This window comes from Variovorax sp. GW821-FHT10C12, assembly GCF_059415405.1.
In genome coordinates this window covers 981,233-993,859 of the sequence record NZ_JBWKNE010000001.1, presented here as the reverse complement: position 1 = coordinate 993,859, position 12,627 = coordinate 981,233, and the positions used below count along the sequence as shown (strand labels likewise).

13 protein-coding genes are annotated in these 12,627 nt (G+C 68.5%); 2 read left to right on the top strand and 11 right to left on the bottom strand.

What is annotated here, in order from left to right:
* Nucleotides 1-30: 30 nt before the first annotated feature.
* On the bottom strand, nucleotides 31-762 hold the full coding sequence (locus tag AC07OH_RS04775; protein ID WP_447743727.1) for an HAD family hydrolase: 732 nt from the start codon (nucleotides 760-762) through the stop codon (nucleotides 31-33).
* A gap of 15 nt (nucleotides 763-777) precedes the next feature.
* Here AC07OH_RS04775 and hemH point away from each other — a divergent pair, with 15 nt between their 5' ends.
* Both hemH and AC07OH_RS04765 read left to right on the top strand, forming a co-directional pair.
* A complete protein-coding gene (hemH, locus tag AC07OH_RS04770; protein WP_495299788.1) occupies nucleotides 778-1,818 on the top strand; it encodes a ferrochelatase in 1,041 nt (346 codons plus the stop codon).
* Nucleotides 1,815-2,666: a class I SAM-dependent methyltransferase gene (locus tag AC07OH_RS04765; protein WP_495299787.1), complete on the top strand. Its 852-nt coding sequence runs from the start codon at nucleotides 1,815-1,817 to the stop codon at nucleotides 2,664-2,666. The genes hemH and AC07OH_RS04765 overlap by 4 nt, the downstream gene beginning before the upstream one ends.
* 6 nt (nucleotides 2,667-2,672) lie before the next feature.
* Here AC07OH_RS04765 and AC07OH_RS04760 read toward each other — a convergent pair whose 3' ends face one another.
* The 10 genes from AC07OH_RS04760 to AC07OH_RS04715 all read right to left on the bottom strand — a co-directional run bounded on the left by AC07OH_RS04760 (nucleotide 2,673) and on the right by AC07OH_RS04715 (nucleotide 12,503).
* Nucleotides 2,673-3,179 carry a DUF1993 domain-containing protein gene (locus tag AC07OH_RS04760; protein WP_495299786.1) on the bottom strand — a complete coding sequence of 169 codons (507 nt, stop codon included), beginning with the start codon at nucleotides 3,177-3,179 and terminating at the stop codon, nucleotides 2,673-2,675.
* Between the two features lie 52 nt (nucleotides 3,180-3,231).
* Nucleotides 3,232-4,104, bottom strand: coding sequence for an alpha/beta fold hydrolase (locus AC07OH_RS04755; protein ID WP_495300957.1), 873 nt, complete (start codon nucleotides 4,102-4,104; stop codon nucleotides 3,232-3,234).
* A 23-nt stretch (nucleotides 4,105-4,127) separates the two neighbouring features.
* Entirely contained in the window at nucleotides 4,128-5,195 is a 1,068-nt protein-coding gene (locus AC07OH_RS04750) for a branched-chain amino acid ABC transporter permease (protein ID WP_070060452.1), read from the bottom strand.
* A 13-nt stretch (nucleotides 5,196-5,208) separates the two neighbouring features.
* The gene (locus AC07OH_RS04745; RefSeq protein ID WP_070060451.1) at nucleotides 5,209-6,189 is read right to left on the bottom strand and encodes a branched-chain amino acid ABC transporter permease; all 981 of its coding nucleotides are present in this window, start codon (nucleotides 6,187-6,189) and stop codon (nucleotides 5,209-5,211) included.
* Nucleotides 6,186-6,914, bottom strand: coding sequence for an ABC transporter ATP-binding protein (locus tag AC07OH_RS04740; RefSeq protein ID WP_159277159.1), 729 nt, complete (start codon nucleotides 6,912-6,914; stop codon nucleotides 6,186-6,188). Before AC07OH_RS04740 ends, AC07OH_RS04745 begins: the two co-directional genes overlap by 4 nt.
* Nucleotides 6,911-7,675, bottom strand: a complete 765-nt coding sequence (locus AC07OH_RS04735; protein WP_062475886.1) for an ABC transporter ATP-binding protein — start codon at nucleotides 7,673-7,675, stop codon at nucleotides 6,911-6,913. The genes AC07OH_RS04740 and AC07OH_RS04735 overlap by 4 nt, the downstream gene beginning before the upstream one ends.
* 48 nt (nucleotides 7,676-7,723) lie before the next feature.
* A complete protein-coding gene (locus AC07OH_RS04730; RefSeq protein WP_495299785.1) occupies nucleotides 7,724-9,178 on the bottom strand; it encodes an extracellular catalytic domain type 2 short-chain-length polyhydroxyalkanoate depolymerase in 1,455 nt (484 codons plus the stop codon).
* Nucleotides 9,179-9,354: 176 nt separating this feature from the next.
* The gene (locus tag AC07OH_RS04725; protein WP_070060448.1) at nucleotides 9,355-10,542 is read right to left on the bottom strand and encodes a substrate-binding domain-containing protein; all 1,188 of its coding nucleotides are present in this window, start codon (nucleotides 10,540-10,542) and stop codon (nucleotides 9,355-9,357) included.
* A 156-nt stretch (nucleotides 10,543-10,698) separates the two neighbouring features.
* The gene (locus AC07OH_RS04720; protein WP_070060447.1) at nucleotides 10,699-10,965 is read right to left on the bottom strand and encodes a hypothetical protein; all 267 of its coding nucleotides are present in this window, start codon (nucleotides 10,963-10,965) and stop codon (nucleotides 10,699-10,701) included.
* On the bottom strand, nucleotides 10,962-12,503 hold the full coding sequence (locus tag AC07OH_RS04715) for a sigma-54 interaction domain-containing protein (RefSeq protein ID WP_489056989.1): 1,542 nt from the start codon (nucleotides 12,501-12,503) through the stop codon (nucleotides 10,962-10,964). Before AC07OH_RS04715 ends, AC07OH_RS04720 begins: the two co-directional genes overlap by 4 nt.
* Nucleotides 12,504-12,627: the final 124 nt, after the last annotated feature.

Below are 12,627 nucleotides of genomic sequence, written 5' to 3'. Positions count from 1 at the left end.
CCGCGGTGACGTTCTTGGTGCTGGCGAGCGTCAGGCGCCCAGCGCGATGCACAGCGCGTGCAGGTTGGGCACGATCAGCTGCGGACGCGCCCCGTGCTCCCACGGCCGCTCGTCGCGCACCAGCCACGCGGCCTGCATGCCGGCATTGAGCGCGCCCACCACGTCGAGCGCGGCGTCGTCGCCCACGTGCAGCACGTCTTTCGGCAGCAGGCCGACCGAGGCCGCCGCGGCGCGGAAGATCGGCGCGTGCGGCTTGCCGCTGCCGAAGGCGCGCGCATTGAAGGCGGTGCGGAACCACCGGCCGACGCCGGTCTTGTGGAGGTCGGCGTTGCCGTTCGACACCGCCACCAGCGGGTAGCGCTCGCTGAGCCACTTGAGTGCCGGCAGGGCGTCGTCGTACAGCGTGACGCGCTGGCGCTCTTCGAAGAAGGCGTCGAAGGCCGGGTCGGCGAGTGCCGGGTCTTCGCCCGCGCGCACGAGCGCCGTGCGGATCGACTCGCGGCGCAGCGCGCTCAGGTCGTGCGCGAGGTCGGAGCGCTCCTTGGCGGTGGCTTCGCGCAGCTCGCGCAGCACGCCCGGCGTGAGCAGCAGCGAGGCCGTCTTGGGCGCCTCGCGCAGCAGCCATTCGTGCAGCACGCGCTCGGCACGCTCGATGGTCGGCCAGATCGGCCACAGGGTGTCGTCGAGGTCGAGCGTGATCGCCGAGATGCGCGAGATGTCGAGCGGCGTGGCGCCGCCGGGCGCCGGGGAAGCGGAAGTCATGCCCGAGAATATCGCATGCCTCTCGCCCCCCAAGACAGTCAGAACAGCAAGAACGACCGCACCGCCGTGCTCTGGTGCAACCTGGGTTCGCCCGATGCCCCCACCGCCGCCGCGGTGCGCCCCTACCTCGCCGACTTCCTGGGCGACCCGCGCGTGGTCGAGATTCCCAGGGCGCTGTGGGCGCTGATCCTGCACGGCATCATCCTGCGCACGCGGCCCGCGAAGTCGGCCGCGAAGTACGCCAGCATCTGGCTGCCCGAAGGCTCGCCGCTCAAGGTCTGGACGCAGAAGCAGGCCACCCTGCTGGCCGGCTGGCTCGGCGAGCGCGGCCACCGCGTGACGGTGCGCGACGCGATGCGCTACGCCAACCCGTCGATCGCCTCGCGGCTCGACGCGCTGCAGGCCGAGGGCGCCACGCGCGTGCTGGTGCTGCAGGCCTACCCGCAGTACTCGGCCACCACCACGGCCAGCGTGATCGACGCCGTGAACGCCTGGAGCCGACGCCAGCGCCACGTGCCCGAGTTCCGCTTCGTCAACCAGTACCACGACGACCCCGCCTACATCGAGGCGCTCGCGCAAGGCATCGAGAAGCACTGGAAGACCGAAGGCCGCGGCGAACTGCTGGTGATGAGCTTCCACGGCATTCCCGCGCGCAACATCGCGCTGGGCGACCCCTACGAGGCGCAGTGCCTCGAGACTGCGCGCCTGCTCGCGGCGCGGCTGGGCCTGGCGTCCACGCAGTACCGAACGACCTTCCAGTCGCGCTTCGGCCGCGCCAAGTGGCTGGAGCCCTACACCGAGCCCACCCTGCGCGAGCTCGGCGCGCGCGGCGTGAAGCACGTCGACGTGGTGTGCCCGGGCTTTCCGGCCGACTGCCTCGAAACGCTCGAAGAGATTGCGATGGAAGGCCGCGAAGCCTTCCTCCACGCGGGCGGCGAACGCTTCGGCTACATCCCCTGCCTCAACGACAGCCCGGCGTGGATCACCGCGCTCACGGGCATCGCCGAACGCCACCTGGCGGGCTGGCCGACCCGACAAGACACGACGACACCATGAAGAAAGACCTGCACGAAGCCAACCGCCAGTCGTGGAACGCCGCCACGGTGGCGCACAACAGCCACAAGGGCGACCAGGCCGCCTTCTTCCGCGCGGGCGGCTCCACGCTCTTCCCTGAGGAAAGCGCCCTGCTCGGCGACGTGAACGGCCTCTCGGTGCTGCACCTGCAGTGCAACGCGGGGCAGGACAGCCTGAGCATCGCGCGCCGCGGCGCCCGCGTGACCGGCGTCGACATCTCCGACGAGGCCATCGACTTCGCCACCCGGCTCTCGGCCGAGTCGGGCATTGCGGCGCGCTTCGAGCGCGCGGACGTCTACGACTACTTCGAGGCTGCCGCCGCGCGCGGCGAGCGCCACGACCTCGTGTTCTGCTCGTACGGCACGCTGTGCTGGCTGTCCGACATCGGCGCCTGGGCGCGCGGCGTGGCGCAGCTGCTCAAGCCCGGCGGTCGCTTCGTGATCGTCGAGTTCCACCCGTTCGCGCTGGTGTTCGACCCGCAGTGGAAGTTCCACTACGACTACTTCAACGACGCGCCCGTGCCCGAGGAAGGCGTGGGCGACTACGTGGCCGAGTCGGGCGACGGCCTCGTGGCCGACGACCGCCCGATGCCCGGCGTGCAAGGCTTTCGCAACCCGCACCCGAGCTTCGAGTTCACCTGGGGCCTGGGCCAGGTGACGACCGCGCTCGCGCAGGCGGGCCTGGCCATCGAGCGTTTCGAGGAGTACCCGTACACCAACGGCTGGAAGCCCTTCGAGGGCATGCGCGAACTCGGCGGACGGCGCATGGCCCCGGCCGAGGGCATGCCGCGCATTCCGCTGATGTACGCGCTGGCGGCCCGCCGCGCCTGAGCGAACTCAGAAGCGGCCGAGGTAGTCCATCTTGCCGACGGGCACGCCCTTGTGGCGCAGCACGTCGTAGGCGGTGGTCACGTGGAAGAAGAAATTCGGCAGCGCGAACTGCAGCAGGTAGCGCTGCGCCGTGAAGTGCGCCTCGCCTTCGCGCGCCTTGATGGTCACGGGGCGTTCTTCCTGGCCGTCGATGAGCGCGCGGTCCACGCCGGCCAGGAAATCCTGCGTCTTCACGATGCGCGCCAGCAGGTCGTCCCAGGTCTTTTCCTCGTCGGGAAAGCTCGGCGCGGTGATGCCGGCGATGCGCGCCGTGCCCAGCTTGGAGGCGTCGCTCGCGCGCTGGATCTGGCCGGCCAGCGTGAGCATGTCGGGCGCGAGGCGCGCTTCGACCAGCGTCGCCGGGTCGATGCCCTGGGCCTTCGCATGCGCGAGGCCCTTGTCGAGCAGGTGGGTGAGTTGCCCGAGTCCGCGGGTGAAAACCGGCACGGACAGGTCGTACATCGAGAGGGCCATGGCGAGGTGATCTTGGAGTTGAAGTCGGCCGGATTGTGATCCGGCCATGCCTTCAACGACCGGCCGCGCGGATAAACCCCTCGATCGGGTCCAGTTGTTCCGCCACGTTGAGCGCGGGCGCATGGCCGCAGCCCGGCACCTCGATCACCTGCAGGCGCCCGGCCGCGCCCGGCCCGCGCCGGTGCATCTCGTCGATCACCTCGGGCAGCACCAGGTCGGACTCGGCGCCGCGCAGGCACAGCACCGGCGCCTCGATCACGTCGTAGTGCGGCCAGATCAGGTAGTCGTTGTCGTGCGCGCTGAACTGCTTGACCATCGCCGGGTCGTAGTGCGGCGTGACGCGGCCGTCGGCCAGGCGGCGCGTGGAGCTTTCGGTCAGGCGGCGCCACTGCGCGTCGCTGAGCCAGCCGTAGGGCTTGTAGACCGTGCGGAAGAAGGCCTCGAGCTCGGCCACCGTGGCAAAGGCCGGCGGGTCGCCGGCGTAGGCGCGGATGCGCTCGATGGCGGCCTGCGCGAGCTGCGGTGCGTTGTCGTTGAGCGTGAGGCTGGCGATGCGCGCCTTCATGCGCGGCTCGAACAGGCCCGACGCGCAGACCGTGCCGATCGCGCCGCCCATCGAGGTGCCCACCCAGTGCACGCGGCCCAACCGCAGCTCGTCGCACAGCGCATTGGCCAGCCGCGCGTAGAACGCGAGCGTGTATTCCTCGTCGGGCGCCGGGCTCCACTGGCTCAGGCCGCGCCCGAGGGTGTCGGGGCAGATCACGCGAAAGCCGCGCGCCGCAAAGTGCTGCGCCAGCTCGTCCATGTCGCGGCTGGTGCGCGCCAGGCCGTGCCAGGCGATGACGACGGGCGCGTTGGCATCGCCCCAATCGAGCCAGTGGATTTCACGGCCTGCGAGTTGTGCGTAGTGCGATGTCGGCGTCATGGTGCTGTTGTTGTTGCCGTCGCTCATTTCGCTGCCCTCGCCCGCAGCTTGCCGACGATGCCGGTCGGGAAGTAGTAGACCGAGAGCACGAACAGCACGCCCAGCCACAGCAGCCAGCGGTCGGGCGACAGCAGCGCCGCGAGCCACGGCAGGCCGCTGGCGGCCTCGTTGCCCAGGCGCAGCAGGTCCTGCAGGTAGCTCTGCGCCACCACGAACAGCACCGCGCCGATGGCCGCGCCGTAGATCGTGCCCATGCCGCCGATCACGACGATGAGCAGCACGTCGATCATGATCTCGAAGCTCAGCGAGGTGTCGGGCCCGTTGTAGCGCAGCCAGATGGCGAGCATCGCGCCGGCCAGCGTGGCGAACAGCGCCGACAGCACGGCCGCCGTGGTGCGGTACACCACCACGCGGTAGCCGATGGCCTCGGCGCGAAACTCGTTCTCGCGGATGGCCTGCAGCACGCGGCCGAAGGGCGAGTTCACGATGCGCAGCATTGCCAGCACCAGCACCACCGCCGCCACGAACAGCAGGTAGTAGCACAGCAGACGCCCGTCGAGCGAGACGCCGAGGAAGGGCTCTTCGGCGAACTCGAAGCTCGGCGAGATCAGCTCGGGCAGCTTGAAGGTCAGGCCGTCTTCGCCGCCGGTGAAGTCCGACAGCTGCGAGGCCAGCGTCTGGAACGCCGAGGCCACGGCCAGCGTGATCATCGCGAAGAAGATCGCGCGCACCCGCAGCGAAAAGAGGCCGATGGCCAGCGAAAGCACCAGCGAGATCGCGAGCGACGCGCCCAGCCCCACCAGCACCGCGCCCCAGTTGGGCCCGAGCCGCGAGGCCGAGATGGCGATGCCGTAGGCGCCGATGCCGAAGAACATCGTGTGCGCGAAGCTCACGATGCCGGTGTAACCCAGGAGCAGGTCGAAGCTCGCGACCAGCACCACGAACACCAGGATCTTGGCCGCGACGCTGAGCGCCTTGACGCCCGGGAACAGGAACGGCGCGAAGGCCAGCGCCAGGAACAGGGCCACCAGCAGCAGCGCCAGCAGGCGGCTGCGCGGCATGTCGTTGGAGAGAAGTCGTTTCAGGAACATGACGGCTTTCTCCTCAACGGTTCGCCACGGGGTACACGCCCTGCGGGCGCCACAGCAGCACGGCCACCATGAGGAAGATGCTCGCGAACTGCGTGAGCGTGGGCAGCAAGAAGCCGATGTAGTTCGTCATGAGCCCCACCAGCAGCGCGCCGAGCAGCGCCCCGCCGGTCGAGCCCAGCCCGCCGATGATGATCACGATGAAGATCAGCACGTTGACCTGCGCGCCCATCTGCGGCACCAGGTTCTGCTGGAACAGCCCCCACATCACGCCGCCCAGGCCGGCCAGCGCACTGCCCACCACGAACACGCCCACGAACAGGCGCCCGATGCGGTAGCCCAGCGACTCGACCATCTCGCGGTCCTGCACGCCGGCGCGGATCAAGAGGCCGATCTTGGTGCGGCCCAGCGTCCAGGCCAGCACGCCGAACACCACCACGCCCACAGCCACCGCGAGCAGGCGGTACTTGCTGATGGCGGCGTCGCCCACCAGCAGCGAGCCGCGCAGCGCCTCGGGCAGCGGCAGCGGAATCTGCGCCGGGCCCCAGATCACCTTGATGAGCTCTTCGCCGATGATCATGCCGCCCATCGTGATGAGGATCTGCTTCAGGTGCTGGCCGTACACCGGCCGCACGATGAAGCGCTCGAAGGCCAGGCCGATGGCGCCGGCCACCGCCATCGCGGCCAGCATGGCCGGGAACACGGCCACGAGGTTGCGCCACAGCTCGCCCGAGCCGGTCCAGTCGCCCATGAGGCCCAGCACGCTGCTGGCCACGAAGGCGCCCAGCGCAATGAACACGCCGTGGCCGAAGTTCAGCACGTCCATCAGGCCGAACACCAGCGTGAGGCCCGAGGCGATGATGAAGATGATCATGCCCATCGCCAGCCCCGCCACCGTGAGCGTGAGCCAGGTCGAGACCGAGCCCGTGAGCGGCAGCGCGACGAGCGCGAGGATGGGGGCAAGAAGCAGTGGCTTCCAGTCGAAGTCGAGTTTCATAGGGCAAGTCCGAGCAGCGATTGCTGCAGTTGCGCATCGGCGGAGAACGCGGCCATCGAGCCGCTGTGCACCACGCGGCCGTTGTCCATCACCGCGACGGTGTCGCCCAGGCGCTGGGCGAAGTGGATGTTCTGTTCGACCAAGAGGATCGTCACGCCGCTGCGTTTGAGCTCGCCGAAGGCCTCGATCATGTTGTTGATCATCACGGGCGCCAGGCCCTTGCTGGGCTCGTCGATGATGAGCAACTGGCGCGGCTCGACGATGGCGCGCGACACGGCCAGCATCTGCTTCTGCCCGCCCGACAGCTTGCCGGCCGGGTGGTTCCAGAACTTCTCGACCGCGGGAAAGAGCTTGAAGATCCACTTCAGCCGCGTGTCGTCGATGGCGTCGGCGTTCTTGGCGCCGCGCGCGGCCAGCACCATGTTCTCCTTCACCGTGAGGTCGGAGAAGATGCCCATGTTCTCGGGCACGTAGGCCACGCCGAGCTCGGCGATCTGCGGCGTGTGCAGGGCCGTGATGTCCTTGCCGGCGAACTGCACCCTGCCCTGCGACGCGTGCCACAGGCCCATGATGGTGCGCAGCGTGGTGGTCTTGCCTGCGCCGTTGCGGCCCAGCAGCATGGTGAGCTGGCCCTTGGGCACGGCCAGGTCGACGCCGTGCAGGATGTGGTACGCCCCGATGTGCGTCTGCACGCCTTCCAGGGTCAGCAAATTTTCGGTGCTCATGCGGCCTCCTTCGCGATGCCCAGGTAGGCCTCCTGCACCACCGGCGAGGCGATCACCTCGGCCGGTTCGCCGTCTGCCACGAGCGTGCCGTTGTGCAGCACGATGATGCGGTCCGCGAGCTCGCGCACCACGTCCATCTTGTGTTCGACCAGCAGGATGGTCTTGGTCTTGTCCTGCTTGAGCTTGCGGATCAGGTCGAGGATCACGGGCGCCTCGGCCGCGTGCATGCCGGCCGTGGGCTCGTCGAACATGAAGACCTTGGGTTCGAGCGCCATCAGCAGCGCCACCTCGAGCTTGCGCTGGTCGCCGTGCGGCAGGCTGGCCACGGTGGCGTGCGCGCGCGGCTCGAGCGCCACGTCGGCCAGGATCTGCTCGGCGCGTTCGGTCAGCGCCTTGTGGTCGCTCCAGATGCTCCACAGGTTGAGCCCGTGGCGGTGCGCGCCAGCGCGCGTGGCCTGCACCGCGAGCCGCACGTTCTCCAGCACCGTGAGGTTCGGGAACAGGTTGGTGAGCTGGAACGCGCGCCCCAGCCCGGCGTGCGTGCGCGCCGACGGCGACAGGTGCGACAACGGTTGCCCGTCGAGCGACACCGTGCCGGCCGTGGCCTTGAGCTGCCCGGAGATCAGGTTGAAGTAAGTGGTCTTGCCCGCCCCGTTGGGGCCGACGATGGCCGTCAGCGTGCCTGGCGCGAATGCGCAGCTCACGCTGTTGACGGCCACGTGCCCTCCGAAGCGGATGGTCAGATCCCGGGTCTCAAGCATTGTGGAAAGGTCCTTGCGAATCGAAAAATCAGTGCAGGGTGAACGGCCTCAACAGGTGCCGATCACGTAGTAGTTGGCGCCCGTCTGCTTCAGCGTGGTCATGGCGTAGATGTTCCACAGGCCCATCGACTGGCCCGAGCCGTTGGCATAGGTCAGGCCCCACAGCGCATAGGCGCGTCCGGCGATGGTGTGGGTGTAGTTGCTCGCGGTGTAGCAGGTTCCGCCGCCGCCCGGGCCCGCCGTGGTCGCGCCCGTGGCGGCCGCCGACATCGCGCCTTCGACGTTGCTCGCGTTCAGGGCGGCCACGGTCCAGCTGTAGGTGGTCGACGCGGCCAGGCCGGTGTCGGTGTAGCTGGTGCCCGCCACCGGCGAGGCGTTGACCTTGCTGCCGCCGCGGTACACGTTGTAGCCACTGGCGCCCGACACGCCGGCCCAGCCGATCACCATGCTGCTGCTGGTCGCGCCCGAGGTGCCCACGCCGGTGGGCGCCGGCAGCCCGCCGCCGCCGGCCGAACCGGTGACGCGGTCGATCATGGCCTTCATGGCGGCCATCTGCGGGCCCGACTTCTTGGCGTAGTTGGCGCTGTCGTAGCCCCACCAGTCCCAGCAGCTGTTGGTGGCCGCCGTGCTGGTCTGCGGGTAGATCAGGATGATGTTGTTGGTGTCGGCCCAGCGGTTGTAGCCCGTCTTCTTGACGTACTGGTCGCTCACGTCGGTGTAGTTCTGCTTGCAGCCGTGCAGCACCAGGTGCACGCGGCACGAGGTGGTGGTGCAGGCCTGCGGCACGTAGAGCCAGCCGGTGGCGGCCACGCCGTGGCCGGAGACGAACTCCGACTGGTTGAACTCGGTGAAGGTGCCGCCCAGCGCGCCGTTGTTGCGCGGGTTCAGCGGGCCGTACAGCTGCGTGAGGATCTCGCCCGCGAGGTCGAAGCCGCAGTTGTTGATGTACGGCGCGGCCGTGGTGCTGCAGGCGCCGCCGTAGTCGTCGGTGACCATCGCGTGGCCCGCGCCGAGGTTGTTCTTGTAGACCGTGTTGGCGGCCGGCACGAAGCTCTGGTAATACGTCTTCAGGTCGTCCATCACCGGCTGCTTGACGGTGTTGTCCGAGGTGCCCGAGAACAGGTAGACCTTGGAGTTGCTGAGGTTCGACACCGGGTCGATCGCACCGCTGGCGGCCCAGCTGTTGGTGGTGCTCACGAGCGTGGAGACCGGGATGCTGGTGCTGTGCGTCATGCAGCGCCCGGTGGCATTGACCACCGAGCCTTCGGCGCAGTAGTACGGACCGCCGGCGACCACGCCCGCGCCGCGCTTGAAGGTGGCCGAGTAGGCCACGTGCAGCTGCACCGCCATGAAGCCGCCGGCCGACAGGCCGGACACGCTCACCTCCGCCGGGTTGGCGCCCAGTGCCGGCAGCGGCACGGCCGCCGTGGCGGCCTGCGCCGCCGCCGTGATCACCGCTGCTGCGGCAAACCCCCTCCAGTTGTTCCATCGCATCGCTGGCATCGCTGTCTCCTTCTGTTGTGTTTGATCGAACGCTTGCTTGCAGACTGACGAATTGACCGTGGCACACGACAGCTGGCGCGGACGCAGGCTGGCGCTTCGCCCGGCGGCCATCCGGGGCGAAAAGGGGGCGGCGCCTGCATGCGCGCCGCGGGTTCAGGGGGCGATCAGCGCCGTGTTCAGCGCTTGTTTTTGATCGGGATGTCCATCTCTTCCGGCTTGATCTCGTGCACCAGCTCCGGCACGCCCCACGCGAAGGCGGGGTCGGCCTTGATCTTGAAGTGGTACATCGACTGCATCGCCTGGTGGTCTTCCTTGCGGAAGGTCATCTTGCCCTTGGGCGTGTCGAAGCTCATGCCTTCCATCGTGCTGATGAGCTTGTTGGTGCCGGTGTCGCCGTTGGTCTTCTTCAGCGCCGTCACCACCGCCATCGCGGCCGAGAAACCGCCGGCCGTGAAGAAGTCCGGCGGCGTCTTGAATTCCTTGTAGTGGGCCGCGACCATCGCCTCGTTCACCGGGTTCTTCGGGATGCCGAAGTAGTAGTAGGCCGCGCCTTCCATGCCCGGCAGCGACTTGTAGGCCGCCATGGCCGGCAGGATGTTGCCGCCGGTCGCGATCTCGATGCCGTAGCGCTTCAGGTCGAGGTCGACGATCTTGAACGGGTTGCCCGCGCCGGCCCAGACGATCCAGATGATCTTGCGGCCCGGCTGGTCCTTGAGCTTGTCGATCAGGCGCTGCGCACCGGCCGTGAAGTCGGTGGTGGCGGGCGGCAGGTATTCCTCGTGCGCGAGCTTGGCTTTCTTCAGCGCGGCGCCGAAGGCCTTCACGCCGTCGCGGCCGAAGGCGTTGTCCTGTGCGAGCGTGGCGACGGTGACGCCGGCCTTGTCGATGGCCACGGCGTTGGAGATGGCGTCCTGGCTCGAGTTGCGGCCGGTGCGGAAGATGTACTTGTTCCACTTGTCGCCGGTGATCGAGTCGGCCACAGCGGGCTCGACGATCAGGATCTTCTTGTACTCCTCGGCCACCGGCAGCATGGCCAGCGCCACGCCCGAAGCGGTCGGGCCGACCGCGAGCGCGGCCTTGTCGTCGGAGTACGCGGCGGCCAGCAACGACTTGCCCAGGTCGGGCTTGCCCTGGTCGTCCTTCTCGATGACCACCAGCTTCTTGCCGTTGACCATCATCGTGCCGCCGGTGGCGTAGTTCAGGCCCATCATCAGGCCGGTCTGCGTCTGCTTGCCGTAGGCCTCCAGCGCGCCGGTCTTGCTGTAGACGTGGGCGATGCGGATCTCGTTCGATTGGGCCCAGGCGGGCATGGTGGCAACGGTGGCGCCGAGGGCGGCCAGGGCGATGAGGTGGCGACGGTGCATGTCTTGTCTCCTGATAAAGGTGACTGAATATTGCACAGTTCGTGCCACCCGCCTAAGCCATTGATAACAAAGGCTTCCTCATTCGGGCGCAACCGGTTTCGCCTGATTTCAGTGCATTTGAGTTGTCTTTATTTCAGACAACTGTCTGCTGATCAGTCAGGGTTTCCCAGCAGAGTCGCGGCGCGCCGCGAGCCAGCTTTCGAACTCGCGCTCGGCCCGCATCCGCAGCTCGTTGCGCGTGTGGTTGCACACCGCGTGCGCTAGGCGCCGGTGCTTCTGCTGGCGCACGCCGCCCAGCGTGGCGTCGAGCAGGTGTTCGATGGTGGCCGACTCGGGCCGTCCGTGCGGCTCGTCGAAGTCCATCGGCAGTCCGCACCAATGGCAGTTCGGGCCGAAGGTGGAGCGCAGTGCCTTCACGCTCATGACAGGCCCATCCCCGTCATGCGCTCGTACAACGTGGCGCGCGAGATGCCCAGCAGCCGCGAGGTCGCGAGCTTGTTGCCGCCGGTGCTTTCGAGCGCGGCGGCGATGGCCTTGCGCTCCAGCTCGGCCACCTGCTGCGACAGCGGGCGCAGCAGCGCGGCTTCCTGGTCGACGTCGCGCAGGCTGTGCGAGGTGTCGGGCGCCTCGATCTGCTCCAGCCCGGCCTCGCGCAGGATGCGTTCGAGCTGCGCCGCGTCGATGCGCTGCGAGTCGCTGCGCATCGTCACCTGCTCCAGCACGTTGCGCAGCTCGCGGATGTTGCCGCGCCAGTGCTGGCCAGCCAGCAGCGCGAGCGCGTCGGGCGTGAGTTCGGGCGGGGCCTCGCCGCTGCGCAGCGCCATGTCCTCGCCCAGCGCCTCGACCAGCGCCGGGATGTCGCTGCGTCGCTCGCGCAGCGGCGGCACGCGCAGCGGCAGCACGTTGAGGCGGTAGTACAGGTCTTCGCGGAACAGGCCGCGGCGCACCAGCTCGGGCAGGTCGCGCGAGGTGGCGGCGATCACGCGGGCGTCGAAGGGAATCAGCTTGTTGGAGCCCAGCGGTTCGATCTCGCCTTCCTGCAGCGCGCGCAGCAGCTTGGCCTGCAGGCCCAGCGGCATGTCGCCGATTTCGTCGAGGAACAGGCTGCCGCCGTCGGCCAGCTTGAACTTGCCTTCGCGTCCGCGCTTGTCGGCGCCGGTGAAGGCGCCGGGCGCGAAGCCGAAGAACTCGGCCTCGAGCAACGTGTCGGGCACGGCCGCGATGTTGACGCTGACGAACTGGCCCTTGGCGCGCGTGGACGACGCATGGATCGCATGCGCCAGCAGCTCCTTGCCGGTGCCGGTCTCGCCCAGCAGCAGCACCGGGCTGGTGGACTGCGCGGCGCGGCGTGCATGGCGCTTCACCTCCACGGCCGCCGGGCTGCTGCCGATGAAGCTCGCGAAGGTGTACTTGGAACGGCGCTGGCCGTCGGGTGCGTGCTGGTACAGCGGGTTGTTGCGCTGGCTGGCCAGCTCGCGGCGCGCGTCGTCGAGGTCGCGCTGCAGCAGCGCGAACTTGCTGATGAGCGGCTGCAGCGTGGTCTCGGGCTGGTCGAACAGCACGATGCCGATGGCGCCGATGACCTTGCCCAGGCCCTCCCCGTCTTCGCGCTCCTCGCGCAGCGGGATGCGGCTGACCACGAAGGTGCCCGCCTTGTTGGTCAGCAGGTCGATGAGGATCGGCTCGCCGGTTTCGAGCACGCGGCGCATCATGGTGTTCGGAATCACGTCCTCGACCATGTGGCCCATGAACTCGTCGATGGACGAAAAGCCCAGCGCCGGCAGGAAGCGGCGGTAGCCCTCGTTCACCCAGACGATGCGCCCGCTGCGGTCGACCAGGAACATGCCCTGGCTGATGCTCGAAAACAGATGAAACATCGAGCGCGCGGCCAGCGCGAGGATGCCTTCGGCGTCCAGGGGCAAGGCGGGCGGCGGTGCGGCGGCAAAGGGGGCGACGGACATGCGCGGATCGTACTGTGTGCGGCCCCCGCCCCGGCCTCGCGCAGGCCCAGATGCAACCAAAAACAAAAGCCTTCAGCAAGCCTTAAGTAAATCAATCGTTTGATTTCAATCATGCTCTAATCGC

Bases quoted from the DNA above. Each gene is read 5' to 3' on its own strand.
- AC07OH_RS04775 (WP_447743727.1), bottom strand. From the start codon at position 762: ATGACTTCCGCTTCCCCGGCGCCCGGCGGCGCCACGCCGCTCGACATC.
- hemH (WP_495299788.1), top strand. From the start codon at position 778: ATGCCTCTCGCCCCCCAAGACAGTCAGAACAGCAAGAACGACCGCACC.
- AC07OH_RS04765 (WP_495299787.1), top strand. From the start codon at position 1,815: ATGAAGAAAGACCTGCACGAAGCCAACCGCCAGTCGTGGAACGCCGCC.
- AC07OH_RS04760 (WP_495299786.1), bottom strand. From the start codon at position 3,179: ATGGCCCTCTCGATGTACGACCTGTCCGTGCCGGTTTTCACCCGCGGA.
- AC07OH_RS04755 (WP_495300957.1), bottom strand. From the start codon at position 4,104: ATGACGCCGACATCGCACTACGCACAACTCGCAGGCCGTGAAATCCAC.
- AC07OH_RS04750 (WP_070060452.1), bottom strand. From the start codon at position 5,195: ATGTTCCTGAAACGACTTCTCTCCAACGACATGCCGCGCAGCCGCCTG.
- AC07OH_RS04745 (WP_070060451.1), bottom strand. From the start codon at position 6,189: ATGAAACTCGACTTCGACTGGAAGCCACTGCTTCTTGCCCCCATCCTC.
- AC07OH_RS04740 (WP_159277159.1), bottom strand. From the start codon at position 6,914: ATGAGCACCGAAAATTTGCTGACCCTGGAAGGCGTGCAGACGCACATC.
- AC07OH_RS04735 (WP_062475886.1), bottom strand. From the start codon at position 7,675: ATGCTTGAGACCCGGGATCTGACCATCCGCTTCGGAGGGCACGTGGCC.
- AC07OH_RS04730 (WP_495299785.1), bottom strand. From the start codon at position 9,178: ATGCCAGCGATGCGATGGAACAACTGGAGGGGGTTTGCCGCAGCAGCG.
- AC07OH_RS04725 (WP_070060448.1), bottom strand. From the start codon at position 10,542: ATGCACCGTCGCCACCTCATCGCCCTGGCCGCCCTCGGCGCCACCGTT.
- AC07OH_RS04720 (WP_070060447.1), bottom strand. From the start codon at position 10,965: ATGAGCGTGAAGGCACTGCGCTCCACCTTCGGCCCGAACTGCCATTGG.
- AC07OH_RS04715 (WP_489056989.1), bottom strand. From the start codon at position 12,503: ATGTCCGTCGCCCCCTTTGCCGCCGCACCGCCGCCCGCCTTGCCCCTG.